Annotated in this window: 28 protein-coding genes and 1 tRNA gene; 12 read left to right on the top strand and 17 right to left on the bottom strand. The window is 63.1% G+C overall.

The features are described from left to right. Positions 1-62: 62 nt before the first annotated feature. Both U4Y90_RS04870 and U4Y90_RS04865 read right to left on the bottom strand, forming a co-directional pair. Complete coding sequence (locus U4Y90_RS04870; RefSeq protein WP_321792810.1) at positions 63-407, bottom strand: hypothetical protein; 345 nt, start codon at positions 405-407, stop codon at positions 63-65. After that, positions 376-771 (bottom strand): hypothetical protein, encoded by a 396-nt coding sequence (locus U4Y90_RS04865; protein ID WP_321792808.1) that lies wholly within the window; start codon positions 769-771, stop codon positions 376-378. Before U4Y90_RS04865 ends, U4Y90_RS04870 begins: the two co-directional genes overlap by 32 nt. A 161-nt stretch (positions 772-932) precedes the next feature. Here U4Y90_RS04865 and U4Y90_RS04860 point away from each other — a divergent pair, with 161 nt between their 5' ends. Next, a complete protein-coding gene (locus U4Y90_RS04860) occupies positions 933-1,430 on the top strand; it encodes a hypothetical protein (RefSeq protein ID WP_321792806.1) in 498 nt (165 codons plus the stop codon). A 150-nt stretch (positions 1,431-1,580) separates the two neighbouring features. Here the strand turns inward: U4Y90_RS04860 and U4Y90_RS04855 are convergent, their stop codons facing one another. The 4 genes from U4Y90_RS04855 to U4Y90_RS04840 all read right to left on the bottom strand — a co-directional run bounded on the left by U4Y90_RS04855 (position 1,581) and on the right by U4Y90_RS04840 (position 4,125). Further along, complete coding sequence (locus tag U4Y90_RS04855) at positions 1,581-2,534, bottom strand: hypothetical protein (RefSeq protein ID WP_321792804.1); 954 nt, start codon at positions 2,532-2,534, stop codon at positions 1,581-1,583. 95 nt (positions 2,535-2,629) lie between these two features. Beyond that, positions 2,630-2,791 (bottom strand): hypothetical protein, encoded by a 162-nt coding sequence (locus U4Y90_RS04850; protein ID WP_321792802.1) that lies wholly within the window; start codon positions 2,789-2,791, stop codon positions 2,630-2,632. Between the two features lie 5 nt (positions 2,792-2,796). Beyond that, positions 2,797-3,027 carry a transcriptional regulator gene (locus tag U4Y90_RS04845; protein ID WP_321792800.1) on the bottom strand — a complete coding sequence of 77 codons (231 nt, stop codon included), beginning with the start codon at positions 3,025-3,027 and terminating at the stop codon, positions 2,797-2,799. Between the two features lie 192 nt (positions 3,028-3,219). Continuing rightward, on the bottom strand, positions 3,220-4,125 hold the full coding sequence (locus U4Y90_RS04840) for a hypothetical protein (RefSeq protein ID WP_321792798.1): 906 nt from the start codon (positions 4,123-4,125) through the stop codon (positions 3,220-3,222). A 546-nt stretch (positions 4,126-4,671) separates the two neighbouring features. On the opposite strand from U4Y90_RS04840, the gene U4Y90_RS36080 reads away from it, so the two are divergent. The 9 genes from U4Y90_RS36080 (at position 4,672) to U4Y90_RS04800 (ending at position 10,962) form a co-directional block, all read left to right on the top strand. Further along, positions 4,672-4,974, top strand: coding sequence for a DNA-directed RNA polymerase subunit alpha C-terminal domain-containing protein (locus tag U4Y90_RS36080; protein ID WP_415749293.1), 303 nt, complete (start codon positions 4,672-4,674; stop codon positions 4,972-4,974). Beyond that, positions 4,961-5,827, top strand: a complete 867-nt coding sequence (locus U4Y90_RS04835) for a PD-(D/E)XK nuclease-like domain-containing protein (protein ID WP_321792796.1) — start codon at positions 4,961-4,963, stop codon at positions 5,825-5,827. Before U4Y90_RS36080 ends, U4Y90_RS04835 begins: the two co-directional genes overlap by 14 nt. 9 nt (positions 5,828-5,836) lie before the next feature. Then, positions 5,837-6,928: a recombinase RecT gene (locus U4Y90_RS04830; protein ID WP_321792794.1), complete on the top strand. Its 1,092-nt coding sequence runs from the start codon at positions 5,837-5,839 to the stop codon at positions 6,926-6,928. Further along, on the top strand, positions 6,925-7,173 hold the full coding sequence (locus U4Y90_RS04825) for a hypothetical protein (protein ID WP_321792792.1): 249 nt from the start codon (positions 6,925-6,927) through the stop codon (positions 7,171-7,173). The genes U4Y90_RS04830 and U4Y90_RS04825 overlap by 4 nt, the downstream gene beginning before the upstream one ends. A gap of 172 nt (positions 7,174-7,345) precedes the next feature. Next, positions 7,346-7,570, top strand: coding sequence for an excisionase (locus tag U4Y90_RS04820; protein ID WP_321792790.1), 225 nt, complete (start codon positions 7,346-7,348; stop codon positions 7,568-7,570). Further along, entirely contained in the window at positions 7,546-8,856 is a 1,311-nt protein-coding gene (locus U4Y90_RS04815) for an Arm DNA-binding domain-containing protein (protein WP_415749292.1), read from the top strand. The genes U4Y90_RS04820 and U4Y90_RS04815 overlap by 25 nt, the downstream gene beginning before the upstream one ends. 537 nt (positions 8,857-9,393) lie before the next feature. After that, a complete protein-coding gene (locus U4Y90_RS04810; RefSeq protein WP_321792786.1) occupies positions 9,394-9,816 on the top strand; it encodes a hypothetical protein in 423 nt (140 codons plus the stop codon). Continuing rightward, positions 9,813-10,178, top strand: coding sequence for a hypothetical protein (locus U4Y90_RS04805; protein ID WP_321792784.1), 366 nt, complete (start codon positions 9,813-9,815; stop codon positions 10,176-10,178). Before U4Y90_RS04810 ends, U4Y90_RS04805 begins: the two co-directional genes overlap by 4 nt. Positions 10,179-10,194: 16 nt before the next feature. Beyond that, entirely contained in the window at positions 10,195-10,962 is a 768-nt protein-coding gene (locus U4Y90_RS04800) for an HNH endonuclease (protein WP_321792782.1), read from the top strand. 454 nt (positions 10,963-11,416) lie between these two features. On the opposite strand, the gene U4Y90_RS04795 is transcribed toward U4Y90_RS04800, so the two are convergent. The 5 genes from U4Y90_RS04795 to U4Y90_RS04775 form a co-directional block, all read right to left on the bottom strand. Further along, positions 11,417-11,493 (bottom strand) — tRNA-Ile (locus tag U4Y90_RS04795). Positions 11,494-11,614: 121 nt separating this feature from the next. Next, complete coding sequence (gene rpoD, locus U4Y90_RS04790) at positions 11,615-13,672, bottom strand: RNA polymerase sigma factor RpoD (protein WP_321792780.1); 2,058 nt, start codon at positions 13,670-13,672, stop codon at positions 11,615-11,617. A gap of 428 nt (positions 13,673-14,100) precedes the next feature. Then, the gene (gene dnaG, locus U4Y90_RS04785; protein WP_321792778.1) at positions 14,101-15,978 is read right to left on the bottom strand and encodes a DNA primase; all 1,878 of its coding nucleotides are present in this window, start codon (positions 15,976-15,978) and stop codon (positions 14,101-14,103) included. Positions 15,979-15,998: 20 nt separating this feature from the next. Next, a complete protein-coding gene (locus U4Y90_RS04780; protein WP_321792776.1) occupies positions 15,999-16,445 on the bottom strand; it encodes a GatB/YqeY domain-containing protein in 447 nt (148 codons plus the stop codon). A 259-nt stretch (positions 16,446-16,704) separates the two neighbouring features. After that, positions 16,705-17,931, bottom strand: coding sequence for an NAD(P)/FAD-dependent oxidoreductase (locus tag U4Y90_RS04775; protein WP_321792774.1), 1,227 nt, complete (start codon positions 17,929-17,931; stop codon positions 16,705-16,707). 101 nt (positions 17,932-18,032) lie between these two features. On the opposite strand from U4Y90_RS04775, the gene tsaD reads away from it, so the two are divergent. Further along, complete coding sequence (gene tsaD, locus U4Y90_RS04770; RefSeq protein ID WP_321792772.1) at positions 18,033-19,061, top strand: tRNA (adenosine(37)-N6)-threonylcarbamoyltransferase complex transferase subunit TsaD; 1,029 nt, start codon at positions 18,033-18,035, stop codon at positions 19,059-19,061. Between the two features lie 4 nt (positions 19,062-19,065). Here the strand turns inward: tsaD and U4Y90_RS04765 are convergent, their stop codons facing one another. Together U4Y90_RS04765 and U4Y90_RS04760 are read right to left on the bottom strand one after the other, a co-directional pair. Further along, a complete protein-coding gene (locus U4Y90_RS04765; protein ID WP_321792770.1) occupies positions 19,066-19,692 on the bottom strand; it encodes a glutathione S-transferase family protein in 627 nt (208 codons plus the stop codon). A 38-nt stretch (positions 19,693-19,730) separates the two neighbouring features. Next, positions 19,731-20,960 (bottom strand): MFS transporter, encoded by a 1,230-nt coding sequence (locus U4Y90_RS04760; protein ID WP_321792768.1) that lies wholly within the window; start codon positions 20,958-20,960, stop codon positions 19,731-19,733. A gap of 106 nt (positions 20,961-21,066) precedes the next feature. Here U4Y90_RS04760 and U4Y90_RS04755 point away from each other — a divergent pair, with 106 nt between their 5' ends. Beyond that, positions 21,067-21,984, top strand: coding sequence for a LysR substrate-binding domain-containing protein (locus tag U4Y90_RS04755; protein WP_321792765.1), 918 nt, complete (start codon positions 21,067-21,069; stop codon positions 21,982-21,984). Positions 21,985-22,024: 40 nt separating this feature from the next. Here the strand turns inward: U4Y90_RS04755 and folE2 are convergent, their stop codons facing one another. The 4 genes from folE2 to U4Y90_RS04735 all read right to left on the bottom strand — a co-directional run bounded on the left by folE2 (position 22,025) and on the right by U4Y90_RS04735 (position 26,208). Beyond that, positions 22,025-22,831, bottom strand: a complete 807-nt coding sequence (gene folE2, locus U4Y90_RS04750) for a GTP cyclohydrolase FolE2 (RefSeq protein ID WP_321792763.1) — start codon at positions 22,829-22,831, stop codon at positions 22,025-22,027. Between the two features lie 145 nt (positions 22,832-22,976). Then, positions 22,977-24,893 carry a 1-deoxy-D-xylulose-5-phosphate synthase gene (dxs, locus tag U4Y90_RS04745; protein ID WP_321792761.1) on the bottom strand — a complete coding sequence of 639 codons (1,917 nt, stop codon included), beginning with the start codon at positions 24,891-24,893 and terminating at the stop codon, positions 22,977-22,979. A gap of 95 nt (positions 24,894-24,988) precedes the next feature. Continuing rightward, a complete protein-coding gene (locus U4Y90_RS04740) occupies positions 24,989-25,876 on the bottom strand; it encodes a farnesyl diphosphate synthase (protein WP_321792759.1) in 888 nt (295 codons plus the stop codon). Next, on the bottom strand, positions 25,873-26,208 hold the full coding sequence (locus U4Y90_RS04735; protein WP_321792757.1) for an exodeoxyribonuclease VII small subunit: 336 nt from the start codon (positions 26,206-26,208) through the stop codon (positions 25,873-25,875). Before U4Y90_RS04735 ends, U4Y90_RS04740 begins: the two co-directional genes overlap by 4 nt. Positions 26,209-26,255: the final 47 nt, after the last annotated feature.

Genomic DNA, 26,255 nt, shown 5'->3' with positions numbered 1-26,255 from the left:
ACCTTATTCGATTCGGCACGTCAGGCGATCGCCGTCGAGCTTGATTCTGTAGAACCAAGATATCACGAGGGAAACACCATCGACGCGTAGGTCAACCTGTCGCTACCCAGCGGCGTAAAGACCATCAGCCGTTCGTGCGGCGTGCGGCTGATCGCATCGACGCGTTCCAGGATCAACCGATGATGTGCCGCCAACGGCGCCGCCAACGGCGCCGACAACGGCTCGAACTGCTCGTCGTCGGCCCCGTCTATGTCAGCGTCCGTGTCGTCACCTGCATCACCGCTCACCGGCCGGCCCGGCACCTCGATCGCGTTCGCGTTCTCGAGGATGCCCGCTCGCGCACGACGACGCGTCAGCAGTTCAGCCGCCGCCGCATCACGATCGACGGGATTGACGTCCTTTCTCAACGATGGCTTCGAGTTCGGCATCGCTCATCGACTGCACCAGCAGCGGCCCGCCGTTCGCGCCCGACAACTCGACCGCCTGCGCGGTCTCCTTCCAGTGCGCACGACATTTGAGCCAGAAGATTGCCGCGATGGTGTCGCCGCCCGTGGCCTTGTTGTAGAGCGATTGCGCCACGTTGCTGTTGGCGCGTACCGTGCCTTCAAGCAGCTCCTGCGCGAAGTGCGCGCGCAACGTCTGCTCGCTCACAGGTCGACCCCGCGCATCCATCACCAGCGCGCAAATCTCCGATACCGAGGTGCCACACGCAGCGAGCTTCAGCACCAGCTGGCGCTGCGCCACCGCTGGCGTGAACTTGCTGCGCGGCATTGTTCAATCTATGACGTAGTCAACGTGGTATTCGATGTTCAGCTCGCACGTTGCTCACGATCATGCTCTTTCGATCGGTTGCCACAGCCTCGTCGAATTGACTCGCTTCCGTGCGCGAGCAGAGCGTAAATGCGGTCACCCCAACCCACGGAGTCAGAAGCATGAACGCAATAGCCAACACCGCTCGGAACGCGATCGAACTCGATCCGCATCCGCTCGTGATCGGCCACGCCATCGAAGTCGACACGCAGACGATCGCGTTCGACCACCGCCACTACCACCGCACCGGCAAGACCGGCCACTCGATGCACGACAGCACGCCGGTCGCCGAATACCGCTCAGAAGACGGCCACACGGTCTGGGTCGATCCCCTCAACCGGGTGCATGCCCACACGCTCGACGAGGCGCGCGGATACCGCGCCGAAGCTGTTCGACAAGGCGCGCGTGAGGTACCGGTGCAGAAGGTGCACCGCATCGAGCACACCCGGCTGAAGGCCGGCGATGCGCTCTACGACGCGCACGGCCGCAAGGTCGACGAGGTGCTGTATTTCACCTACGGCCTGAAGCACAGCGAACGCATCGTTCACACGCGCGCCGGCTACGCCCACGCCACACGGGGCGGATACCTGCTGGGCCTGTCCAACCGTGCACCGGAATAAGACCGCTTCTTGCGCGCAGCGCCGGCCACCCGCCGGCGTTCTCGTCGCTCAGCGATGCGATTCATCCCATGCCACGGCTGTCGAGTCCATTCCGCGCGCTGTCGCATCGTTCCGACACCGTCGCACGAACATCGCGAAGGGCCGCAGAAATCACTCGATGGGTTGGCGGTGGTACGCGACAGTGAACCCATCGCAACGCACCACGACCTCACGCACATGAACGCCCTGCTCGACACCACGATCCCCGCCCCGCGCAACGAACGCCTCGGCTTCTTCATGAGCATGGGCCGCCATGCCAGCGACGCCTGGCCGCTCGCGATGCTCGCCATCGAACGCCTCGCCGATGAAGAGTTCGACGCCATCCGCGCCTTTCTGGAGAGCGACCACGGACGCATCTTCGCCGACCACGTGCTCAAGCGCATGACCCACGGCGCCTCCCTCGAACATATCCTGGTTGTCGCCGCGCCACGCCGTCCACATCGCGCCGCCGCGCTCATGATTGACGAGCAGCTTGATCGCCGCTCCCAGCGCGTCCGCTTCCCAGTGCGTCAGGCCGCGCATCGACATGACGTCGGCCGCGGTGCGCGCGGCACCCGTATCGACGGTCAGCGCCGCATCGCGATCGAGGCCCACGCGCACCTCCATCTCGACCGTCACGCCGGATTGCACCACCCCGTTCAGGCGATGTTGTCCGTCGATCATGCTTCCGTCGGTGGCGAACTTGATGCACTCGCCGTTCAGACGCCAGCGCCCGCTCTTCATCTGCTGCGCGTAGTAACGCACCAGACGCGGCTTCACGAAGCGATTGCCATGGTTGCTCCCGAGCCACCGTTCGGCCAGCGCGGGCGAGACCGCCACGCGCACCACGAGCGGCGTCTGGCAGTACGGTAACTCCGACAGCGGAGGTATTCCCGCAGAAAAGAGCTCCGCCGTAGTGCTGGCCGTTTGCGGCACGCGGGCGTCGAGCCGCGGTGCGTGGTTCGCGGAGCGCGCGGCCTCGGAGGCAGACTGGCCCGAGCCGTTCGCAGTCTCTCGCAACGGGTAGTCGAGCGACAGTCGCACTGGAAGTGCTTGATTCGTAGTGCTATCCTTAATAGGGTTCATTGCGACAACTCCTTCGTCAAGTGAACTCCCCGTGGGTCTGTGGCCGTACTGCTGTGTGCGGCCATTTTTTCGCCGCCGTGATCGGCGGCACACACTCAACCGGTTCCGACCGACTCGAATAACGGGACCAGAACACGATCATGGATGCCGAAACGCGACACGCGCGGCCCGTCCACTTCGGCGTCAACAAGCAACTTGTTCTCGAGCGCGGTTTTCAGCGCGGCAAGGATGATGAGGCGCTCGGCAAACTCACGCATCGGGATCACCGATCTGCTGAGGTTCGGTCGACGAGCGCCCGGCGCAATTCGCCGACATTCCAGCGCGCGGTGACGCCGAGTTTGCGCGGTGCCGGAATCACGCCTTTACGCACGCGACGCCATACCGTCTGCGCCGTGCAGCCGTACAGAAGGCCCACCGTCCTGACGTTGACGAAGGCGCTGTCGGGGTAGGCGTCGAACAAAACAAAAGCATCGGGAAGAGGAGAAGCTGACACGGTATCGCTCCTGGCTGCGGCGCGATACGGTCAGACTCGGAAGGTATCGCACCAGGCGTGGGTGAAATGCCTGAGGCGATACCGATTAAATACCGCAAATCGGGACTTGAAAAGCTCGCTGCGCGCAGCGTGTAGGCTGCACAGCCGCGATTCGGCGCGTCGCTCGGATCGCGACCCAGGCGAACTCGGGTGCTACTGCTTGTGCGGCGGGCGTCCGTTTTTACCGAAGTCGGTCAGCCACCTTCGGACGGTACGCTGCGCAACGGGACGCAGCGCAACGTCCGGCCCTCTTGCTTCGACCTCGATCATCTCCGTGATAGCCTCGGCCAACGCTTCCAGACTGCCACACGCGGACCGGTGCCGCTTAAACAGCTCATGCGCCCGCCGTTTCGCCGCATTGGTCCCCGCGTGTCTCCTTCCCGCATTTCTCGAAGCCGTCTCGGAAATAGTCTTCTTGGTTGCCGCCTCCAGATCTTGAGTTTGAGCCACCTCTACAGCAATCTGGCGGTTGAGGTCGTCCACCGCGCGCAGCGTCCTTTCGTGCGCGAATCGCTCGGCCCAGCAGCTCGCCTCCATTGCTTCCAGCGCGTGGTATCCGGCCTCTTGCCACCACGTAAACGGGTCATCGATCCAATCCGTGGCCATCACGCCCGTCGTTTGCCTCGCACACGTCACGTCGTCCGTGAGTGTGCCCGCAGTGGCCTTCTCGTGAGCGAGGCTTAGAATATGATCGGCTTGCACCGCATGGCAGAGCGCGAGCACGGCAAAATATTCGTACGCCTCGCCATTGGGGAAATCAGCATCACGTTTGAGGTCGTAGCTCCGGATTACGTCAGCCAACGCTGCAGCATCGGCGATGACGCCGTGGCGAGAGCCGGGCGATGCGCAGTCTCCGTCATCGCATGGATACCCGGCATCGTCAAAGTACTGTTCGATGACGACATCCACCTTCGCGGCCACCGCCTCAATCGCTTCACTGCTGCGCCTGTGGAGCATGACACGCGCGCGCCGTGCGATCTCTTTCAATTTGAGCTTGCTGCTGAGTTCGTCGTTCTTAAGGTCCACGCGCTTGGCGACACAGCTCTCCCAGTACCACATGCCGTTTCTCCCAGCAAATGTGGATCACAATGACACACCATCGAGGCCCAGCCAGCTCGACGCCAACCACTTCGCTCTCGACTCCAAAGAATACGCCAAGGCACGCATATCGACTCGGTCGAAATGAGTCGATACGAGTTCGCCCGCAGCACTTCAGAAAATCGCCGGATTGTTTCAGTTTGTGCTCTATAACAGCTCGCGTTGCAAGGCCGCGCTTCAGCTGGAAGCATGATGAGCCGCAACAGCACGGGTTAAGGAACCTTCGAAAGACTTGAAGGCGCGCTCGGCTCCGATATCACGCTTACTCAGTATTTATCCCTACATTGGGGTCGTTTCTCGGGATCCCAACAAATACGTGTTTAATTCCTGCTTGGCGCTTTCGTCGGCATCTCAAGCGTTTAACAAGAAAGTTGTTTTTTAATCGACGTTTAATTTGATTCGTTATCCAAATCAATTTTTGGACAACTCGAACAAGTCTCTCTTGCACTGAGGCTAACGAATTTATATCGTGCCCTGTGTTAGCCCTGCTTTTCCGGATGTTTCCCCATGCGTCCCCCTTTCATATCTGACTGCGCTTCCAACACCACTGGTCAAGACGCCGGCCCCGTGTCGTCGAGCACGACACGCTGTACGCACCCAACACGCTCACTTCGTGCCCTCGGACTCAAACCACGCACCCTGCATTCGCTGCGCCGTGCCGACGTGCGCTCCGTTGCGCGACTCTGCGAGCTGAGTGAACACGAACTGCTGCTCATCCCCGGCATCGGTCGCGGCTCGATCACGGCGATCACCTCGGCGCTTGCCAGCCGTTCGCTTTCTTTGCACGGGGACGACCATGGCCGCGACTGAGACCGAAGTCACCTTCAGCGACGGTGCCGATGCCGCGGCGAGCGCGCCGGCCAGCCGGCACGTCAATCTGCCCGCCACGGAGGACCACGCGATCGAGGCCCTGAGCGCCTCCGGCATCTCGAAGCTGCTGCGCTCGCCCGCCCACTATCATGTCTGGCGCACGGCTGCGCGCGCACAAACTCCAGCGATGGCCTTTGGCACCATCGTTCACGCGCTCGTACTCGAACCGCATCGAGCGCCACCCGTCGCGATTACGCCGGCCTGCGAACGGCGCTCCAGCATCGACAAGGCAATCTGGGCCGACTTCGAAGCGAACCTGAACGGCCGCGTGCCGATGAAGCAGGACGAGTACGATCGCGCCCTACGGGTTCGCGATGCGGTCTGGACCAGCGCCGGTGCACGCGTACTGCTCAAGGATGTCGTCAGCGAGGTATCGATTTTCTGGCGCGACACTCAATTTGATATTCCATGCAAAGCGCGGCTCGATGCACTTCGCCCCGATCACGGCGTCATCGATCGGAAGACCACCGCCGATGCGACGCCCGATGCCTTCGCGCGCTCTGTCGCGAATTTTTCCTATCACGCCCAAGCCGCGCACTACTGGCGCGCGGTCGAACATGCGCTACACGCCTCGCCGCCCTTCTTCGCCTGGATCGCCATCGAGACCGAACCGCCGTTCGGCTCACGCTGCTATGTCATCGAGGTCGATGCGCTGCGCCTCGGCGGCGAACTGGCCGACCGCGCCACCGCGCGCTACGCCGCGGCATTGCGCAATGATCGGTGGCCCGGCTACATCGAAGCGATCGAGCCGCTGCGTCTGCCGAAGTGGGCGCTGCGCATCGATGCCATTTGAGGAGGCGCCATGTCTGTCAATGCCAACATCGCCGCGTTCCGGGGCGACCTCGACAAACAGCGCAAAGAGCTGGAGTTCGTGCTGCCCAAGCATATCGATTTGGGTGGCTTCTGCCGCATCGTGCTGACAGCGGTCAGCGCCAACGAGAAGCTTGCGAGCGCCGATCGAACCAGCCTCTTGGCCGCGTGCATGGAGGCCGCCGAGGATGGGCTCTTGCCCGATGGTCGCGAAGGCGCGATCGTTCCGTACTTCAGCAAACGCGCGAACGGCTATACCGCGTCTTGGCAACCAATGGTCTGGGGGCTCGTCAAACTGGTGCGTCAGTCGGGCGAGTTGCGCGACCCTGGCGCGCACGTCGTGACGAACGCCGATCGCTTCGACTATCTCGTCGATGAACACGGCGAGCACTTCCGTCACCGCCCGGACTTCGCACAATCAAATGCCCAGCCGGTTTTAATCTACGCGTTTGCACGCACCAAGGATGGCGGCGTCTATTTCGAGGCGATGCCGTGGCGCGAGGTGGAGAAGTTCCGCGATCTCGCGCAAGCGCGATCCGAGGACACGCCGTGGCACAGCTGGACTGACGAGATGGCGAAGGTGCGCGTGCTCAAGCGCCTGTGCAAGGGGCTGCCGATGTCGGCGACAGCGCGCGCGGCGCTCGTGCGCGATGACGCTCGTGATGCACAACACTTCGCGCCCGTGTCCGATGCCGTCGATCCGGTCTCGGCGATCAATGCGACGATCCGCGCCGGGGCGGCAAGCGTGCCCACTCTCGACGCCCCCGCACTCACACCCGCATCCACATCCGAACTCAACCAAGCCACGCATTCATCGAAGCGTTCGCGCGGCGCGCGCGGCAAATACAGCGTCTCCACGGACGCCAACCCACCACAGGGATCAGCGTCGCCGCTGAGCTTCACCTATGCGCAAGTCGTCGAGCGACTGAATCGCGCGGCAGACCTCGCGGAGCTCACCGCGGCGTCAAAGCTGATCGACTCGGTGGCCGATGAACAACAGCGTGAAGAACTGTACGAACTCTCCGGGCAGATCGCGGCGGACTTCGCCGCGCAGGCGCACGACGACGACGTTCAACGGTCATGAGAGTAATCGTGCCCGACAAGAACGTGCGCAAGTTGCTCGCGCGCTATCCCGGACTGGAAGTCACACGCACCGATCACCACGTGCGCGTGCGTCATCGCGGCACCGGCGACTTCATCATCGTCTCGCTCACGCCTTCGGACTGGCGCAGCCTGCGCAAAGTCGAGCGCGATCTCGAACATCTTCGGGCGGGCATGGGCTACCTGCAGCGCGCCACCCGACGCCGGCGTTCGGACACGGGTCAGTAAGCACCGCACCAGCCGACACGTCACCCTCGGGCGGTATGTTCAGGAAAGGACGAAATAGACGAATCCAGTGGCTGTTCGCGGCACCCGACGGTACAGTCGCCGTCCCTTGGCACCCACACGGGGGCAGCGTCGGGACCGCGCGGCCCGCACTCGATGAAGAGGATCACTGATCATGCGAACGATTCGAAACGCACCGGTCGCGACCGCGCCATCGCATGGCAACTACGTGAGTGTGGCACTGGCCGCCGCGCTCACGGGTCTCTCGCAGAAAGCCATCCGCCGCAAGATCGAACAGGGACGATGGCTCGAAAACCGCGAATACCGCCGCGCGCCAGACGGTGCCATCTTTATTTCATTGCAGGGATTTCAGAAATGGGTAGAACGACAGGAGGCGTAGAGGTCCGCGCGGCCTCCATTCGCCTGAGCTTCACTGCGCAGGGCGTGCGCTATCGCAGCACACTCATGGTCGAAGGCGCGGCCGTGTTGCCCACGCCCGCCAACATCCAGTACGCCAACCGGCTCATCGCCGAGATCGGCAAGGGCATTCAAGCCGGTACCTTCGACATGGCCGAGTACTTCCCCGAAGGCGCCACGCCGGTCAAGCGAATACCAGGGACGCCCATGCCGGCCATCGAAGCGCCCGCGATCAAGCCGCCGGCAAGCGAAGCGCCCGTCAACGTGACGCGCGGAAAGCCAGCCTCCGCGAAGCGCACGCCGAAAAGCGCATCGCCCGCCGAACTCACCGTCGAAGCCTGGCTCACGCAATGGCTCGCCATGACCCGCATCGAAACCTCCACGCGCATCGGCTACGACGCCGCCGTCAAGTTCTGGTGCCGCGCCATCTGCGACAACCGCGCCCGCAAGCTGGGCACCCTGCCGCTCGCCGCGCTCAAGCTCTCGCATATCCTCACGGCTATCGCCAGCCGCCGCGAACTCTCCGGCAAGACCATCAACAATTACGTCTCCGTGCTGCGTCTGGTGCTCTCCGTCGCCGTCGCCGACCAACTGATGGCGACCAACCTGGCCGAATCGGTCTCGCGCGCCAAGCACCAGCGCCAGCCGACCGACCCGTTCTCGCGCGAGGAGTCGGAGGCGATCATCGCGGAGGCCGCCAACGTCGACCCGCAGATCCACAACTACATCGAACTGTGGTTCTGGACCGGCTTGCGCACCTCGGAAATCAACGGGCTGGAATGGCGTTTCGTCGACTTCAAGGACAACACCATCGCGATCGAGCGCGTGCTCGTCGCAGGCGAAGAGAAGCACCGCACCAAGACGGCCGAGGCGCGCCTCGTGCGCCTGAACAGCCGCGCGCACGCCGCCCTGCAGCGCCAGCGCGCCTTCACGCAAGTCGCCGGCGCCCGGGTGTTCCAGGACCCGCGCACGGCCCGCCCGTGGCACAGCGAGGAGGCATTTCAGCGCGTGTTCTGGGCGCGCATACTCAAACGCCTCGGCATCCGCTACCGCCGCCCCTACAACATGCGCCACTCCTACGCCACCAGCATGCTCATGGCCGGCATGACCCCCGCCTTCTGTGCGCGCCAGCTCGGTCACACCGTCGAGATGTTTCTCAGGACGTATGCCAAATGGATCGACGGCAGCCAGAACGATCTCGAAATGGCGCGGCTGGAGAATGCGCTGACGGACCCGTTGGCGCTATCGCGTACCTCGAAGCTATCGTAGCCGTCTCTCAGACCGTGGCGTGAGCGCCGTCCGTGTGGTGCGGCTACCGGCCATGAGGGGTCATTCATTTGCCCCATCGTTCGGACGTCGGCACGTCGGCTCCGCTGAACAAACGGTCATTCGGAAGGTCAGGACCGGCATTGGTACACCCAACTAGCCAGCCATTTGGACTCGCTATCCGCAACGAAATTACCATTGAATGTCCAGCTACGTGATCAGGACAGCCCATAGCTCAGGCAAATGAATTTATGGATGTCGGTCAGTCGCCAACCCACAATGGCGGAATGTTGAGGGCTAGCCAGCCACGGGATTGCCGCATCCCTGCAAGGAAATGCCGGATGATCTCCTTGACGAACCACCCGTCGCACAGGAACTGCGGGTGATGATACATCGTCGGGGATGCATCTTCCCCGGTCAGCGAGAGGCACATGAAGAGGCCGTTGCACCGAATCCTTCTTTCTCCTGGTCTAGACCCATTACAATTGCTCAGCGACGGCTCAAGGAACCCTTGGCACATACAGGAGAAAGGCGTTAGCGATGGATCTGAAGGAACAAGCACCGGATGACAGCGGCGCAACTCCGATCGGTAACGAGGAACCGACAAAGAGAGATGCACTGTCTGGCGTAGACCGGGTGGTCCAACTCGCGGACCTCAATCACCCAGGCGTACAAAAGCTCGTTCTCGATCGACTCGATAGAGCAGAAGCCCGAGTGTTGGAACTAGAAAGATATCGGCAGGATTACCACGATACGCGTGAAAAGTTGGTGGTTGCAGAGTCGTCACTGAAACGCATCATGTCTCTCGACGTCTTGCAATCGACGCTACTTGGTGTTGGATGCATGGCTATCGGGTTGTTGCCGACCGCCTGGGGCAATTGGGGGCTGTTTTGTATTGGTGGTCTTGGCGGCCTCGCCATGGTCGTGGGAAGCTTCGTATCCAAATTTAGGAACACCCGATGAAGCTCGAAATTCAGTCCTTTGCCGACATCGGTGATATATCCAAAGAAAGAATAGTCCTTCGGGCGCTTGATGATATTAACATCGGCGACTATGTAATTTTGCGATCCAAACGGTCGAACGACGGTGGTCCTCTATCCGGAGCAAAAAGCGCCTACTGGTTTCCTGACGTTGTGGTTAAAACTGGGGACTTGATCGTCTTGTATACGAAGACAGGGAATGCTGGTAAGAAAGCACTTTCACGCGATCGGACGGCGCACTTTTACTATTGGCGCATGAAAGAGACTCTTTGGGGAGAAGACAACGAGAACATCGCCGTAGTGCTTGAATCCAAGAGTTGGGAAAGCAAATCGCCGGTATCTTAAATGGCGCTGGACAAATATGCCCAATCGTGAGGACTTTACCGAAGACGAAGTGAAGATCGCGTACGGCATTGCGCGTGACGTTGCTCGTGGAAATCTGCCGCGGAGTGCCGGAGATCAACTCGTCATCGAAAAACTCGGTGCGAAGCCCTATACGGCCGCGCAGTTTACAGAGGCCTATCCGGCGATGCTCGACGGCATTCTCTACAAAAAGACACTAAGCGATCTTGCCGTGACCGTCTACGTTGAAGCCATCACCGCGGAGCACGGTTTAGCGAAGAGGGCGTTGGCGCTGCAGGCGGTTTTCAAAAATATCGAGTTCTGGGAGAAAAACGAAAGCGTACGACGGGGTAGGCCCGCTTTCCGCAAGAGCCAACGCGCGCTTTATCAGATGTTGCTCGCCGCTAGCCCCGTTAATTTCGTCTATCCCGACGACCTTGTGTGGTCCAAGACGCATTACGAAGGTGCAGTAACGCAAGTGCTCGTCAATCGCTACGAACGAGACCCGACCGCAAGGGCCACCGCGATTGCGCACTACGGTTGCAAATGCTGCGCATGCGGGTTTGACTTTGAGGCGAAATACGGAGAACTCGGGCGTGGATTCATTCATGTGCATCACGTTGTCGATCTAGCCACGATCGGCGCCGAATACCAGGTTGATCCGATTAAAGACCTGCGCCCAGTATGTCCCAACTGTCATGCAATGCTTCATACGGAAAAGCCGTCCATGGAGATCAGCGCTCTGCGAGATTTGATCGCCGCGAAGACCATTGATTTCCGGACCTGAAGCGGCGTGCTAAGTCAGCTTTGGCTGTAGTGCGGCAGTCGTTTTGTGCGAGCGGATGTCTGTTCGACCTTGGAAGCGGACGTTGAGGTCATGACGGACCGAACGGCGGCTAGGGGTCGACAACGGTGTCTCGGCCAGACGCCGTCTGAAGTCTCACCAGGAGATCCAAACAGGCCACCTCTACGGCGGTGATTGTCGTCTTTGAGGCGACGTAGCCGGTGACCGCTATTCGCTCGCTCGGCTGTACGTTGGCCTAGGTGCCAAACCCAGGCTGTGCAAGGCAGTCACCGTGGTAGGCCCGAGTGGGTAACGCGACCCACTCGGTCCCCAACGGCGGTTTTCCCGCGTGGGTGACGTCACCCACCCGCGTCCCCGAAGGGTCCCCAAAGTGTCCCCGAAGGCTCCGGCCGGGGACCGAAACGACGCTAACCCTTTGATAGTTTTAAGTAAGTGCTGGTGGGCCGGGTGGGACTCGAACCCACTATCGGTCGATTATGAGTCGACAGCTTATACCAGTTAAGCTTCCGGCCCTTTGCTGGCAGAGGGCAAAAAGAAAGCGCCGAGCGGCGCTTTCCGTTACTTCAGAACTTTGCGCGAGGCAACTACGAAGGGTAGCGAGTTTGCCTCACAACGCCGCTCAAGACAAGTCCCGTCAGTTGCCTTCGAGGAACGACTTCAGCTTGTCCGACCGACTCGGATGTCGCAACTTGCGCAACGCCTTCGCTTCGATCTGGCGAATCCGCTCGCGCGTTACGTCGAACTGCTTGCCGACTTCTTCCAGGGTGTGATCCGTGCTCATCTCAATGCCGAATCGCATGCGCAACACCTTCGCCTCACGCGGCGTCAGCGAATCGAGCACGTCCTTGACGACATCGCGCATCGACGCATGCAGCGCCGCGTCGGACGGCGCCACCGTATTCGTGTCTTCGATGAAATCGCCGAGATGCGAGTCGTCGTCGTCGCCGATCGGCGTTTCCATGGAGATCGGCTCCTTCGCGATCTTCATGATCTTGCGGATCTTGTCCTCCGGCATTTCCATCTTCTCAGCGAGCGTCGCCGGATCCGGCTCGAGACCCGTCTCCTGCAAAATCTGCCGCGAGATTCGGTTCATCTTGTTGATCGTCTCGATCATATGAACCGGAATACGGATCGTGCGCGCCTGGTCGGCAATCGAACGCGTGATCGCCTGACGAATCCACCACGTCGCGTATGTCGAGAACTTGTAGCCACGACGATATTCGAACTTGTCCACGGCCTTCATCAGGCCGATGTTGCCTTCCTGGATCAGATCGAGGAACTGCAGGCCGCGATTCGTGTATTTCTTCGCGATGGAAATCACGAGACGCAAATTCGCCTCTGTCATCTCACGCTTCGCCTGACGCGCCTTCAACTCGCCCGCCGCCATCTGCCGGTTGGTTTCCTTCAGATCCTTCAACGGCAGTACGACGCGCGCCTGCAAATCCAGCAGACGTTGCTGCTGCTCGCGAATCGCCGGAATATTGCGTTCCAGCACCGCGCTGTATTCATGACCTTCGGCAACGACCTTGTCCGACCATTCGAGATCCGTCTCGTTGCCGGGGAAACGCGTGATGAACTCGGCGCGCGGCATGCCGCACTTGTCGACCACCGTATGCAGAATCTGCCGCTCGACCTGGCGCACTTCGTCCACTTGCGCGCGCAGCGTATCGCACAGGCGCTCGACGGTGCGCGCGGTGAAGCGAATGTTCATCAGCTCCGTCTGGATCGCTTCCTGCGCCTTCAGATAGGCCTTCGACTTGTAACCTTCCTTCTCGTAGGCGCGGCGCATCTTGTCGAACCATTCGCTGATGAGCGCGAACTTCTCGAGCGACTGGAGCTTGAGGGCTTCGAGTTGGGCGGCGTTGGCGCTGGCTTGCGCGCTGCCGTCGTCCTCTTCTTCCTCTTCCTCGTCGCTCTCTTCCTCCGACTCTTCGTCTTCCGACTCGATGGCTTCCGCTTCCTGCTCGGAGAAGCCGTCCGTGTCCTGGGCGTTCGGATCGATCAGGCCGTCGACGAGTTCATCGACGCGCACTTCCTCGTTCTGCACGCGCTCGGCCATCGCGAGGATGTCGGCGATGGTCGTCGGGCACGCGGAAATCGCCATGACCATGTGCTTGAGGCCGTCCTCGATGCGCTTCGCGATCTCGATTTCGCCCTCGCGCGTCAGGAGTTCGACGGTGCCCATCTCGCGCATGTACATGCGGACGGGGTCGGTCGTGCGGCCGAATTCTGAATCGACCGTGGACAGCGCGACTTCGGCCTCTTCCTCTACTTCGTCGTCGGACGAGGCATTCGGCGCGTTGTCGTTCAGCAGCAGTGTCTCGGCATCCGGCGCTTGTTCGTACACGGCCACGCCCATGTCATTGAACGTGCTGATGATGCCTTCGATCGCCTCGGTTTCCGTGAAGTTGTCCGGAAGGTGATCGTTGATCTCGCCGTAGGTCAGGAAGCCGCGCTCCTTGCCGAGCTTGATGAGCGCGCGCAGCTTGCCGCGCCGCTCCTCCAGTTCCTCGACGGTGCCGGGCGCGCTCGACGAGAACGCGTCTTTCAGCAGCGCCTTCTCTTTCGCACGGCGATCGCGGGCCTTGGCCTTTTCGACCTTCGCCGCCGGAGCGGCGCCAGACTCTGCGTTTTGCATTGCGTCGTCTTCGACGGATACATCGTTCAGCTTTTTCGTCATGGAGTTCGCCATACCGGCTTTAGTCTCGACTCGCGGCTGCTGGACAACAGCCGATGGAACCGTGAATACCCAATACGCGCACGCTGCTTCGTCCTGCGTGCCCTGCCCGGAGCGCCATCGCGGTTCGAACGAGTGTGAATCGTCTCCTCGCCCTACCCTCAATAGCAGCCGCTTCCCTTATGCCCGTCTGTACGTCGGCGTGCTTATCGGCCCGTTTCGTGTGACTTATGCGGCGCGCGCCACGTATGCCGCAGCGCGCCGCATTCCGGACAGCCGATTCAGACAGCGCCTTCCTGCCTACCTTCCTACGCAAAACCAATGTCAAATACGCTTTGCCAATTGCTCGATCGCTGCCGCCCATCTGCCGTGAAAAACCGACAAAAAAGCACTCGAACAGTTGACAAAAAGCAATTCGCTTTGAACTTTTAATTATAGCATTCTCACCTTCCGCCATCCGGGCTCGCGCCCCGCCTGGCTTTGATCTGCGCGACTCTCGCCGACAATTCCGAGAACTCCGCCACCTCTTCCGCCGACAGGCTGGATTGCCTGGCCAGTTGATCCAGACGCGCGCGGTAGCTGTCATGCCGCAGCTTCACGACGGTCGCTTGCAATTCCTCCGCCAGCAGCCGCTTCTGTTCCTCGACTCGCTGCGCTGCATCTTCATCGGACGGGTCGCGCATCAGCAAATCGCGAACGTTTTCATCATAGGCGAGAATTTCCTGGAAGATATCGTCGTACGTGGGCGCGTTTGCTGCATTTCTCAAGATCTCCGACAGCAACTGGAATTCCGCGGCATCTCCCAGTTCGCGCGCATGCGAGATCACTTCACCGAAAAGTTCGCCGTGCTCGGTCATCGTCACGAGGGTGCGCTCGCTTTCCTGATCGAGTGAAGCCGCCATGCCGGGGTACATCACCAGGTTGCGCAGCGCGCGCTGTTCCTGCCCCGTCACGCGGCGGCGCTCGCTCTTCGGTACGTTCGCGCGCGCGACGGCGGCCGCTCGCGAATCGATGTCGCACAGCGCGGCGATCTCGGTGAACGGCGTGTCGAGCCGGTCCGCCAGCATGTGCAGGATCTGCACGCGAAGCGCATTCGCCGGCAATGCCTGAAGCAACGGCTTCGCGTCGAAGAGCGCTTTCGCGCGGCCTTCGGGCTGCTCCAGTTCCTTGTCGTTCAGCACCTCGTTCAGCAGGAACTGCGACAACGGCATGGCCCGATCGACCTGCTCGCCGAATCCATCCGTGCCGAATTCGCGCACATAGCTGTCGGGATCGTGTTCCTTCGGCAAGAACAGGAACTTGATCGTCCGATTGTCCGCCGCGTGCGGCAGCGCCGCTTCCAGCGCGCGACGCGCGGCGCGCCGGCCGGCCGAGTCGCCGTCGAAACTGAACACGACCGTATCCGTCTGGCGGAACAGCTTTTGCACGTGAACCGGCGTGCAGGCCGTGCCGAGCGTCGCCACGGCATTCGCAAAACCCAGCTGCGCGAGCGCGACGACATCCATATACCCTTCGACGACGAGCACGTACCCCAGTTCACGAATCGCGAGACGCGCTTCGAAGAGGCCGTACAACTCGCTGCCCTTGCTGAACAGCGGCGTCTCGGGCGAGTTCAGATATTTGGGCTCGCCGCCGTCGAGCACACGTCCGCCGAAACCGATCACGTTGCCCTTCACGTTGCGGATCGGGAACATCACGCGTTCGCGGAAACGATCGTAGCGACGCGCCTGTCCCTGCGAATCGGTTTTCTCGCTGACGATCACGAGTCCCGATTCGACCAGGTTTTCATCCCGATAATCGGGAAATGCCGATTCGAGGTTCTGCCAGCCATCCGGCGCATAGCCGAGTCCGAAACGTGCGGCGACTTCGCCGGTCAAACCGCGCTTCTTCAGATAGGCGATAGCGTTCGGCGCGCCGCGCAGTTGCTTGCGATAAAAATCGCACGCGGTCTGCATCACGTCCGTCAGCGCGACGCTGACCGCCTTGCTCGGTGCGCTGTCGCCGCCACCGCCACGGAACGAGTTCGAAGGCTCCTGCGGCACCGTCAGCCCCGCGCCCTGCGCGAGCTCTTTCACGGCCTCGGGAAACGTGAGGCCGGTGTGCTCCATCAGAAAGCCGATCGCGGTGCCGTGCGCGCCGCAACCGAAGCAGTGATAGAACTGCTTGGTCGGGCTGACCGTGAACGACGGGCTCTTCTCGTTGTGAAACGGGCACAGGCCCATGAAGTTCGCGCCGCCCTTCTTTAACTGGACGTAGCGGCCCACCACGTCGACGATATCGACGCGGTTGAGCAAATCCTGCAGGAAAGCGTGCGGAATCACCGAATCAGAAGCAGCGGACGTTACTTGGCGAGAGCGGCTTTCACCTGCGCGGAGACCGCGGTCATGTCAGCCTTGCCGGCGAGTTTGGGCTTCAGCACGCCCATCACCTTGCCCATGTCCTGCGGGCCGGCGGCGCCCGTCGCGGCGACGGCGGCCTGAACTTCGGCGGCGATCGCGTCGGCGGAAAGCTGTTCGGGCATGTACGCCGCGAGCACCGCCAGTTCCGCCTTTTCCTTGTCGGCGAGATCGGTGCGTCCCGCGGCTTCGAACTGGCTGATCGAATCCTTGCGCTGCTTGATCATCTTGTCGATGACTGCGGTGATGCCCGCATCGTCGAGCGTGACGCGATCGTCGACTTCACGCTGCTTGATGGCCGCGAGCAGCAGGCGAATCGTGCCGAGGCGCTCGGTTTCCTTCGCGCGCATGGCAGTCTTCATGTCGTCGTTGATCTGGTCTTTGAGGCTCATCGTTCACCCGGTGCAATTGCGAAAGTTTGAATTCCGGCCGGCGCCCGGCTATCCCGCGAAAGTAAAAACCCGCTTGGGAACGCCTCCTCAAGCGGGACTATTAGCGGGCCGTTCGGCGATGCAGCGAAGGTATGCAGCGACCCGTGCCGCGATAACCGTTCAAGCGCCTGCCAGAGCGGAGAGAATCCTCCGATGACCGTCTGAGTATAGCAAACGGGTTCGCATTTCGAGACTCGCCAAAACCCCCGGCCGGGCCTGCTCAGGCGGTGTTCGTCGCGTCTCGTGCATGCTCGGCGGCGGCCTTGCCCGCCGCGACGCCCGAGGCCCACGCCCACTGGAAGTTATAGCCGCCGAGCCAGCCGGTGACATCGACCGCCTCGCCGATGAAATAGAGCCCGGCGACGCGCTCGCTCATCATCGTCGCGGACGAAAGCTCGCGCGTGTCGACGCCGCCGCGCGTGACTTCCGCCTTGCGATAGCCTTCGGTGCCGCTCGGCGTGAGCGTCCAGCCGGACAGCGACGCGCCGATCGCCTTCAACGTGCGGTCGGGCAGATCGGCGAGGCGTGCATCGACCGGCACGCGCTGCGCTTCGAGCCACGCGTGCGCGAGACGCGCGGGCACGTGCTCGGCGAGAAAATTGCCGATCTGCTTCTTCGAGCCTGCTTTGGCGTCGATCAGCATGTCGGTGGCATCCGCATCGGGAAGCAAATCGACGTGAATCGGCTCCGACGTATTCCAGTAGCTCGATATCTGCAGCACGCCCGGCCCCGACACGCCGCGATGCGTGAGCAGCAGATCCTCGTCGAATTCGCCGCGTGTCTTGCCCTTGCCGGTGCTGATGCGCACCGGCAGCGAAAGCCCCGACAACGCCGCGAACGGCGTCCAGTCGGCGGACGTGAACGTGAGCGGCACGAGCGCCGGGCGTGTCTCGACGAGCGTGTGGCCGAACTGCTTCGCGACGCGATAACCGAAATCCGTCGCGCCGATCTTCGGAATCGACAGGCCGCCCGTCGCGATCACGAGCGCCGCGGCGCCGATCGCGCCCGCGGTCGTGTCGAGCGCGAACCGCGCGCCGTCGTGACGAATCTCGTGCACGGCGACCGGACGCCGCCACGCGACGCGCCCCGCATCGCACTCGCTTTTCAGCACGTCGATGATGGTTTCGCTGGAGTCGTCGCAGAAAAGCTGGCCCTTGTGCTTCTCATGCCACTTCACGCGATATTGCTTGAGCAGCGCGAGAAAATCGCGCGGCGTATAGCGCGCGAGCGCGGAGCGGCAGAAATGCGGATTCGCAGACAGAAAATTTGCCGGCTGCGCATTGATGTTGGTGAAATTGCAGCGCCCACCGCCAGAGATGCGGATTTTTTCGGCGAGACGCTCGGCGTGGTCGATGAGCACGACGCGGCGCCCGGACTGAGCGGCCACGGCCGCGCACATCATGCCGGCTGCGCCCGCGCCGATGACGGCGATATCGAAGGATTCCATGGCGCGCATTTTAACCGCTGCGCCCGCTAGCGCCTCGGACCACGGAACGCAAAAAGTGCGCCGCTGCTATACTTTTTTGTTCCCTCCAAAGCGTTACTCCCATGCTAGTTCTCGGCATCGAAAGCTCCTGCGACGAAACCGGCCTCGCCCTCTACGACACCGGGCGTGGCCTGCTCTCGCACGCGCTCCACTCGCAGATCGCGATGCATCGCGACTACGGCGGCGTCGTGCCTGAACTGGCTTCGCGCGACCACATCCGTCGCGCGCTGCCGCTGCTGGAGGACGTGCTCGAACAATCCGGCGCGCAGCGCGGCGACATCGACGCCATTGCGTTCACGCAGGGACCGGGGCTCGCGGGCGCGCTGCTGGTCGGTGCGAGCATCGCGAATTCGCTGGCGATGGCTTGGGACAAGCCGACCGTCGGCATCCATCATCTGGAAGGGCATCTGCTGTCGCCGCTGCTCGTCGACGCGCCGCCGCCGTTTCCGTTCGTCGCGCTGCTCGTGTCGGGCGGGCACACGCAGTTGATGCGCGTCACCGATGTCGGCGTCTACGAGACGCTCGGCGAAACCCTCGACGACGCCGCCGGCGAAGCCTTCGACAAGACCGCGAAGCTGCTCGGCCTGGGCTATCCGGGCGGACCGGAAGTCTCGCGGCTCGCGGAATTCGGCACGCCGTGCGCGGTCGCGCTGCCGCGTCCGATGCTCCATTCCGGCGATCTCGATTTCAGTTTCAGCGGCCTGAAAACGGCCGTGCTCACGCAGAGCCGCAAGCTCGGCAACAACGTCTGCGAGCAGGCGAAGGCCGATCTCGCGCGCGGTTTCGTCGATGCCGCGGTGGACGTGCTCGTCGCCAAATCGCTCGCCGCGTTGAAGAAGACGGGACTGAAGCGGCTCGTCGTGGCGGGCGGCGTCGGCGCGAACCGGCAGTTGCGCGAGGCGCTGTCGGCGGCGGCGAAAAAACGTCGCTTCGACGTTCATTACCCCGACCTGTCGCTCTGCACCGACAACGGCGCGATGATCGCGCTCGCGGGCGCGCTGCGGCTGTCGCGCTGGCCGGAGCAGGCCGTGCGCGATTACGCGTTCACCGTGAAGCCGCGCTGGGACCTCACCTCGCTCGCGCGCGCCTGAATCTTTATCTCGGCGGATTGAACGGCTGCACGATCGCCTTGAACACGGGCAGCATCTCGCAGCGATCGCTATGGCCGATGAGCGTCGGCCAGCGCGTCGAGCTGACAATCTCCGGGTGCGCCTCGCGCGCGAAGCGCAGCGCGCAGGCCACGGCGATATCGGCGTGACCGATCGCGTCGCCGAACCAGAAGGGTGTCGCGCGCGTGGCGCGGTCCGCTTCCAGCGCGTTCAGAACGCGCTCGACCTGTCCCGTGCAGCGATCGAGCCACGCCTGCGATTTTTCCTTGTGCAGCACACGTTCGTACACGAGCGCGACCGCCTTGTCGGCAAGGCCTGTCGCGAGCGCACACACCTTCAGCGCCTCGCGGCGCTCCGGGCCGCTCGATGCGACCATCGCGCGCGCGTCGCCCGCCTGCTCGTCGAGGTAGTCGAGGATCATCGTGCTTTCGATGAGCGCATCGCCTGAATCGAGCACGAGCGTCGGCACGCGGCACAGCGGGTTGTAGGGTGCGATCTTGTCGGCATCGCCGAATGTCGACCATGGGCGATGCTCGAAAGCCATGTCGTACAGCTCGAGGGCGATGGCGACGCGCCGCACGAACGGGGAATCGTATTGGCCGATCAGAATCAAGATGGCTCCGCATTGTCGAGATGAGGTGGACGGCCAGTTTAAGCGCGCGCGGGCCTCGGAAACAACGGCCACGCGAGCGACGCGCACAGGCCCGCCGCGAACCACACCAGCGGCCAGGAACCGATCGCGAGCACGAGCGGAATGGCGAGCGGTGTGAGGAAAAAGCCGGCGAAAACGGCCGTGTTCGCCATGCCGAGCGCAGTGCCGGCGCGCTCGGCGCCCGCAAGCGTCGCCAGTTCCGTGTACGCGACGCCGTGCCAGGCCGACACGCACACGCCCGCCACGATCAGCATCGCAGCCAGCGCCACAGGCATCCGGACTGCGCCGAGCGCCGTCGCGACACCGAGCGCGACGAACGACGCGCACGCGGCTATCGTCGAGACGCGCAAGTACGCCCGGCGATTGCGGTGCCGGTCGGTGTGGCGGCCGCTCCAGACCCGCATTGCGATCGCGCCGAGCTGAAGCGTGGCCATCGTGGCGCTGATCGCGCTCACGCCGAAGCGCGCGGCGTCGTGCATGAAAATCGTCGCGAAGCTCAGCACCGCGAACTGCGGCACGCACAACACGCCGATGCCGAGCACAACCCGCCAGACCAGCCCGTTCCTCAGCGGCGCGGCAATTTCGCTTCGAATCGCCCGATGTGTCGTCTCGGGCGGCTCGTGCAGCCAGCGCCAGGCGAACACACCAGACAGCGCGCACAGGGCGGCCAGCGCGCCGAATACGGCCCCGAAGCCATGCGACGACGCGAGCCACGGCAACACCGCCGCGCCGATGCCGCCGCCCAGCGGCACGGCGGTCTGGCGAATGCTCATCGCGAGGCCGCGCTCGCCTTCGCCAAACCACGCCATCACCGCGCGCCCGCTCGATCCGTTGACGCTGCCGCCCAGAATGCCGAGCACGCACATCGCGAAGACGAGCCAGCCGAAGCTCGCCGTGGCGGGCGTCGCGAACAGGGTCATCGCGACGAGCACAGCAGCCGTCGAGAACAGGCCCGTCAGCAAAACGGGACGATCGCCCCACTTGTCGGTCAATATGCCCCACGGCAATTCCGAGAGCGCGACGCCCAAACCCAGCGCACCCAGCACGACACCCAGATGCCCGTTGCTCAGATGGTAGGCGGTGCGCACCCACACTGCGGTCGTCGGAAATCCCGTCGCCGCCGCCGATATGCTCGCGTTCGCCGCGACGCCGACGCCCAGCACTTTCCAGCGATGCCCGCCGCCGAGCGCGGGCGCCTTTTTTGAATTCAAAACGAAAGAAGTGGCCATGCTGCAGTCCATCGAAGATTTGACTGCGGCCAGTTTGAGGGCTTAGCATCATCCTGAAAATCACAAATTATTTGATTGATCGTTCATTTAAACAGGATGATTTTCAATGGCTCAGACGACCTTCGATCTCGCCGTGCTGCGCAGCTTCGTCGCGGGCATGGACCTCGGCAGCTTCGCGAAGGCGGCGGACCGCGTCGGGCGTTCGACCTCCGCCGTCAGCGCCCAGATTCACAAGCTCGAAGAACAGGCGGGCACGCCGCTGTTTCGCAAATCCGGACGCGGCCTCGCGCTCACCGACGCGGGCGAAGTCATGCTCAATTACGCCCGGCGCCTCGTCGAATTGAACGATGAAGCCGCGGTCGCGGTGCGCGGCGTCGATCTGGAAGGCTGGATCCGCCTCGGGCTGCAGGAGGATTTCGGCGAAGTCGTGCTGCCGGATGTGCTCGGCCGCTTTGCGCGAGCGCATCCGAAAGTGCGCATCGAGGCGCGCGTCGCACGCAATACGGAGTTGCTGGAACGCATCGGCGGCGGGCAGCTCGATCTCGCGCTCGTGTGGGGCGCTGCAGGCGTGCCCGACGAAAGCCAGGCGTCGAATCTGCCCGAACCGATCGCCGCGCCGTCGATGCGCTGGATCGCGTCATCGACCGTACCCTGGCATTTCGACGCCGACGAGCCGTTGCCGCTCATCGCGTTCGATCGTCCGTGCCTCTTTCACAGCGCGGCCGCGGCGGCGCTCGACCGCGCGGGCATCAAATGGCGCGTGGCCTTCACGAGCCCGAGTCTGTCCGGACTGTGGGCGGCAGCGGCGGCAGGACTCGGCGTGACGGTGCGGACGAGTTACGGCCTGCCGTCGACCGTCCGGACGCTCGACAACGGCGAAGGCGGCCTGCCCGCATTGCCGTCGATTCCGCTGGCGCTGCATCGTGCGTCGGGAAAGGGCTCGCCGCTGGTCGAACGGCTGGCGATGCTCGTGGTGGAGTCGGTGCGGGAAGCGCACGTTTCGTCGGAAACGGCGCTCGCATAGGAAAAGAGCGGGTTCGAAAGACCGGCTCTTGAACAGGCGATCAGGCGTCGCGGCGCTTGTCGCGCTCGATCACAGCGTACGCGCTGTGATTGTGGATCGACTCGAAATTCTCGGCCTCGAGCGTATACGCGACGATGCGCTGCTCGGCATTCAGACGCATGGCGATGTCGCGCACGAGGTCTTCGACGAACTTCGGATTTTCATACGCGCGTTCGGTCACGAGCTTCTCGTCGGGGCGCTTCAGCAAGCCCCACAGTTCGCACGACGCCTCTTCCTCCGCGATGCGGATCAATTCCTCGACCGGCATCTCTTCCGTCAGTTCCGCCGCGATCGTGACGTGCGAGCGCTGGTTGTGCGCGCCGTACTGCGAAATCTTCTTCGAACACGGACACAGGCTCGTCACCGGCACGAGCACTTTGATCGACATGCGCGTGTCGCCGTCGCGACGCTCGGCGACGAAGGTCACTTCGTAATCCAGCAGGCTCTTCACGCCCGAAACCGGGGCGGTCTTCATCACGAAGTACGGCATCGTCACTTCGATGCGGCCCGAGTGCGCTTCGAGCTTCGCGAGCATCAGCGACAGCAATCCGCGCAGCGCGTGCTGGTCGACCGGCAGGCGATTCTCTTCCAGCAACGCGACGAATCGCGACATGTGCGTACCCTTCTGCTCGGCCGGCAGATGAACATCGAGATTCCATACCCCGACCGTCGGCTTCAGACCGTCTTCCGTCAGCACCGTCAGCGGATAGCGCACACCCTTCACACCGACGCGCTGAATCGCGATCTGACGCGTGTCAGGCGTGCTCTGGACGTCGGGCATCACGAAGGCGGGATTCATCTGATTCATTTGTTTGTCCTTATGCGCCGCGCGTCAGGTGAGACGCGAGCGGTTCGAAACGTTCAAGCGCACACGGCGCGGGACGATGCCCGCGCCGTGTGACAAAGCGTTGATGCACGGCGCACCCCGAGCGCGCCGTTCGAGCGAAGCGTCGTCAGGCGACGCGCTTGGTCAGCTTGCCTGCGTTGGCGCTTTCGATTGCGTCGATGAAACGCGCGCGAATCGACTTGACGATGCCGGCCGCATCGAGACCCACGCTCGCGAGCAGCTTGGCCGGATCGCCGTGATCGATGAACACGTCCGGCAGACCGAGTTGCAGCACGGGCTTCAGGACCAAGCTCGCCAGCAGCGCTTCGACGCACGCGGAGCCCGCGCCGCCCATGATCGCGCCTTCTTCGATCGTCACGATCGCGTCGTGCGTCGCGGCGAGCTCGCGCAGCAGGTCGGCGTCGACCGGCTTCACGAAGCGCATGTTGGCGACCGTCAGATCGAGTTCTTCGGCGGCGGCGAGCGACGGCGCGACCATCGTGCCGAACGCGCAAATCGCGATGCGCTTGCCCGAGCCCATCTTCTGCGACGACTCGCGGCGAATCTCACCCTTGCCGACAGGAATCGCGGTCATCTGCTTGACCGTCGCGACACCCGTGCCCGCGCCGCGCGGATAGCGCACGGCCGTCGGGTTCGGCTGCTGCAGCGCCGTGTAGAGCATCTGACGGCATTCGTTTTCGTCCGATGCGGCCATCACCGTCATGTTCGGAATGCAGCGCAGGAACGCGAGATCGTAGTTGCCCGCGTGTGTCGCGCCGTCCGCGCCGACAAGGCCCGCGCGGTCGATGGCGAACACCACCGGCAGATTCTGCAGCGCGACATCGTGGATCAACTGGTCGTACGCGCGCTGCAGGAAGGTCGAATAGATCGCGACGACCGGCTTCATGCCGTCCGCGGCCAGCCCGCCCGCGAACGTCACGGCGTGCTGCTCGGCGATGCCGACATCGAAATAGCGATCCGGGAAGCGCTTCTCGAACTCGACCATGCCGGAGCCTTCGCGCATCGCCGGCGTGATGCCGACCACGCGCGAATCTTGCGCGGCGGCGTCGCACAGCCATTCGCCGAAGACTTGCGTGTAGGTCTTCTTGGAAGGCGCCGTCGACGGCTTGATGCCTTCGGCCGGATTGAACTTGCCCGGGCCGTGATAGAGCACCGGATCGGCCTCGGCGAGCTTGTAGCCCTGACCCTTCTTCGTGACGACGTGGAGGAATTGCGGGCCGCGCAGTTCCTTGATGTTCTGCAGCGTCGGGATCAGCGAATCGAGATCGTGACCGTCGATCGGCCCGATGTAGTTGAAGCCGAATTCCTCGAACAGCGTGGCCGGCACGATCATGCCCTTCGCGTGCTCTTCCAGCTTGCGCGCGAGATCGAGCACGGGGGGCGCATGACGCAGCACGCGCTCGACGCCCGCGCGCGCGGCGGCGTAAAAACGGCCTGACATCAGGCGCGCGAGATGGCGATTCAGCGCGCCGACCGGCGGCGAAATCGACATGTCGTTGTCGTTGAGGATGACGAGCAGCGGCACGTCATCGGCGACGCCCGCGTTGTTCATCGCCTCGAAGGCCATGCCCGCGGTCATCGCGCCGTCGCCGATCACGGCGATCGAATAGCGGTTGTCGCCTTGCAGCTTGTTGGCGATCGCCATGCCGAGCGCCGCCGAAATCGACGTGCTCGAGTGCGCCGTGCCGAAGGTGTCGTATTCGGATTCGGCGCGGCGCGGAAAGCCGGAAATGCCGCCGAGCTGACGCAGGCCGGGCATCTGGTCGCGGCGGCCGGTCAGGATCTTGTGCGGATACGTCTGATGACCGACGTCCCAGACGATGCGGTCATTAGGCGTATCGAACACATAGTGCAACGCGATGGTCAGCTCGACCGTGCCCAGATTGGACGACAGATGGCCGCCCGTCTGGGACACGCTGTCGAGCACGTAGGCTCGCAGCTCGTCGGCCAGCGGTTGCAGTTGGCGACGATCGAGGGCCCGCAAATCGGCCGGATCGTCGATGGATTTCAGCAAGTCGTACATCGTCGTCCCATTTTAGGAAAACTGGCGTGATTCGTTCGGCGCGATTGTTTCGGGTTTGCCCGATCGCGCCGTGGGGTTCGTCACGCGTTCAACAATCAATTCACCCGGTTCACGACCAGATCGGCAAGCTCGGCCAGGCGCTGGCCGCGCGCGCCGAACGGCCGGATCGCGGCGTGCGCGTCGCGGCCGAGCTGCGCGGCGAGCTCACGCGACGCATCGAGCCCGATGATCGACACGTAAGTCGGTTTGTCGTGCTGCGCGTCCTTGCCGGCGGTCTTGCCGAGCGTGGCGGAATCGGCGGTGACGTCCAGGATGTCGTCGACGACCTGGAACGCGAGGCCGATCGCGGCCGCATACTGGTCCAGCGACGTCAGAGCATCCGCGCCCGGATGCGTGCCCGCGAGCGCGCCCATGCGCACCGACGCGCGCAGCAACGCCCCCGTTTTCTTGCGATGCATCGTCTCGAGCTCGGGACGCGAAAGCTTGCGGCCGACGCTTTCCAGGTCGATCGCCTGGCCACCCGCCATGCCGAGCGAGCCGCTCGCGACCGCGAGTTCACGCACGAGCGCGGCTTGCTGGGCAGCGTCGAGACCATTGCCCTCGGCCGTCAACGCGACGAACGCCTGCGATTGCAGCGCGTCACCGACGAGCAGTGCCGTCGCTTCGTCATACTGGATGTGTACCGTGGGCTTGCCGCGACGCAATGCGTCGTCATCCATGGCGGGCATGTCGTCATGCACCAGCGAATAGACGTGAATCATCTCGAGCGCGGCGCTCGCCGCTTCCACGGCCTGCGCGCTCGCGCCGGTCAGCTCGCCCGCCGCGTGGACGAGCAGCGGACGCACCCGCTTGCCGCCGCCCAGCACCGCATAGCGCATGGCCTCGTGCAGGCGCGCCGGCGCGACGTCCGTGCCCGGAAGATAGTGTTCGAGTGCCGTCTCGACGCGATCCAGCGTCGCGCGCATCCATTGTTCGAAGGTCATAGGTCGTCGTCCCCGTTGTCGTTTGTCGCTCCGGCACCCTGGGTGGCGCGCTGTACCTCGGCGGGCAGCGGCTTGAGCGTCTCGCCATCGAGAACGCGAACCTGCTGCTCGACTTTCTCGAGTTGCTGTTGGCAAAAGCCCACAAGCGCCGCGCCGCGGCGATAGGCCGCAAGCGATTCCTCGAGACTCAGCGCGCCTTCTTCCATGCGCGCGACGAGCGATTCGAGTTCTGCCAGCGCCGCCTCGTAGTTCTCCGGGAGCTGCGCGACGTCCGCGCTTTGCGCGTCGGCGCCGGTTTGCTCGCCTGTTTCCTGGACAGCGGTCTTCGCCATGAATCGTGGATGTGCAAATTGAATTTTTGGAACCAAGTCGCACATTC

The organism is Caballeronia sp. J97 (assembly GCF_905220305.1).
Taxonomy (GTDB): domain Bacteria; phylum Pseudomonadota; class Gammaproteobacteria; order Burkholderiales; family Burkholderiaceae; genus Caballeronia.
Note: the sequence above shows the minus strand (reverse complement) of the source record. Positions and strands in the feature narration are given on the sequence as shown.

Coding starts and splice junctions, on each gene's coding strand:
- rpoD (WP_321792780.1), bottom strand. CDS start 13,672: ATGGCGAACTCCATGACGAAAAAGCTGAACGATGTATCCGTCGAAGAC.
- dxs (WP_321792761.1), bottom strand. CDS start 24,893: ATGTACGACTTGCTGAAATCCATCGACGATCCGGCCGATTTGCGGGCC.
- U4Y90_RS04735 (WP_321792757.1), bottom strand. CDS start 26,208: ATGGCGAAGACCGCTGTCCAGGAAACAGGCGAGCAAACCGGCGCCGAC.
- U4Y90_RS04835 (WP_321792796.1), top strand. CDS start 4,961: ATGGCCGCGACTGAGACCGAAGTCACCTTCAGCGACGGTGCCGATGCC.
- U4Y90_RS04820 (WP_321792790.1), top strand. CDS start 7,346: ATGCGAACGATTCGAAACGCACCGGTCGCGACCGCGCCATCGCATGGC.
- U4Y90_RS04740 (WP_321792759.1), bottom strand. CDS start 25,876: ATGACCTTCGAACAATGGATGCGCGCGACGCTGGATCGCGTCGAGACG.
- U4Y90_RS04855 (WP_321792804.1), bottom strand. CDS start 2,534: ATGAACCCTATTAAGGATAGCACTACGAATCAAGCACTTCCAGTGCGA.
- U4Y90_RS04815 (WP_415749292.1), top strand. CDS start 7,546: ATGGGTAGAACGACAGGAGGCGTAGAGGTCCGCGCGGCCTCCATTCGC.
- U4Y90_RS04755 (WP_321792765.1), top strand. CDS start 21,067: ATGGCTCAGACGACCTTCGATCTCGCCGTGCTGCGCAGCTTCGTCGCG.
- U4Y90_RS04800 (WP_321792782.1), top strand. CDS start 10,195: ATGCCCAATCGTGAGGACTTTACCGAAGACGAAGTGAAGATCGCGTAC.
- tsaD (WP_321792772.1), top strand. CDS start 18,033: ATGCTAGTTCTCGGCATCGAAAGCTCCTGCGACGAAACCGGCCTCGCC.
- U4Y90_RS04760 (WP_321792768.1), bottom strand. CDS start 20,960: ATGGCCACTTCTTTCGTTTTGAATTCAAAAAAGGCGCCCGCGCTCGGC.
- U4Y90_RS04775 (WP_321792774.1), bottom strand. CDS start 17,931: ATGGAATCCTTCGATATCGCCGTCATCGGCGCGGGCGCAGCCGGCATG.
- U4Y90_RS04805 (WP_321792784.1), top strand. CDS start 9,813: ATGAAGCTCGAAATTCAGTCCTTTGCCGACATCGGTGATATATCCAAA.
- U4Y90_RS36080 (WP_415749293.1), top strand. CDS start 4,672: ATGCGTCCCCCTTTCATATCTGACTGCGCTTCCAACACCACTGGTCAA.
- U4Y90_RS04860 (WP_321792806.1), top strand. CDS start 933: ATGAACGCAATAGCCAACACCGCTCGGAACGCGATCGAACTCGATCCG.
- U4Y90_RS04850 (WP_321792802.1), bottom strand. CDS start 2,791: ATGCGTGAGTTTGCCGAGCGCCTCATCATCCTTGCCGCGCTGAAAACC.
- U4Y90_RS04780 (WP_321792776.1), bottom strand. CDS start 16,445: ATGAGCCTCAAAGACCAGATCAACGACGACATGAAGACTGCCATGCGC.
- U4Y90_RS04830 (WP_321792794.1), top strand. CDS start 5,837: ATGTCTGTCAATGCCAACATCGCCGCGTTCCGGGGCGACCTCGACAAA.
- U4Y90_RS04825 (WP_321792792.1), top strand. CDS start 6,925: ATGAGAGTAATCGTGCCCGACAAGAACGTGCGCAAGTTGCTCGCGCGC.
- folE2 (WP_321792763.1), bottom strand. CDS start 22,831: ATGAATCAGATGAATCCCGCCTTCGTGATGCCCGACGTCCAGAGCACG.
- U4Y90_RS04810 (WP_321792786.1), top strand. CDS start 9,394: ATGGATCTGAAGGAACAAGCACCGGATGACAGCGGCGCAACTCCGATC.
- U4Y90_RS04865 (WP_321792808.1), bottom strand. CDS start 771: ATGCCGCGCAGCAAGTTCACGCCAGCGGTGGCGCAGCGCCAGCTGGTG.
- U4Y90_RS04840 (WP_321792798.1), bottom strand. CDS start 4,125: ATGTGGTACTGGGAGAGCTGTGTCGCCAAGCGCGTGGACCTTAAGAAC.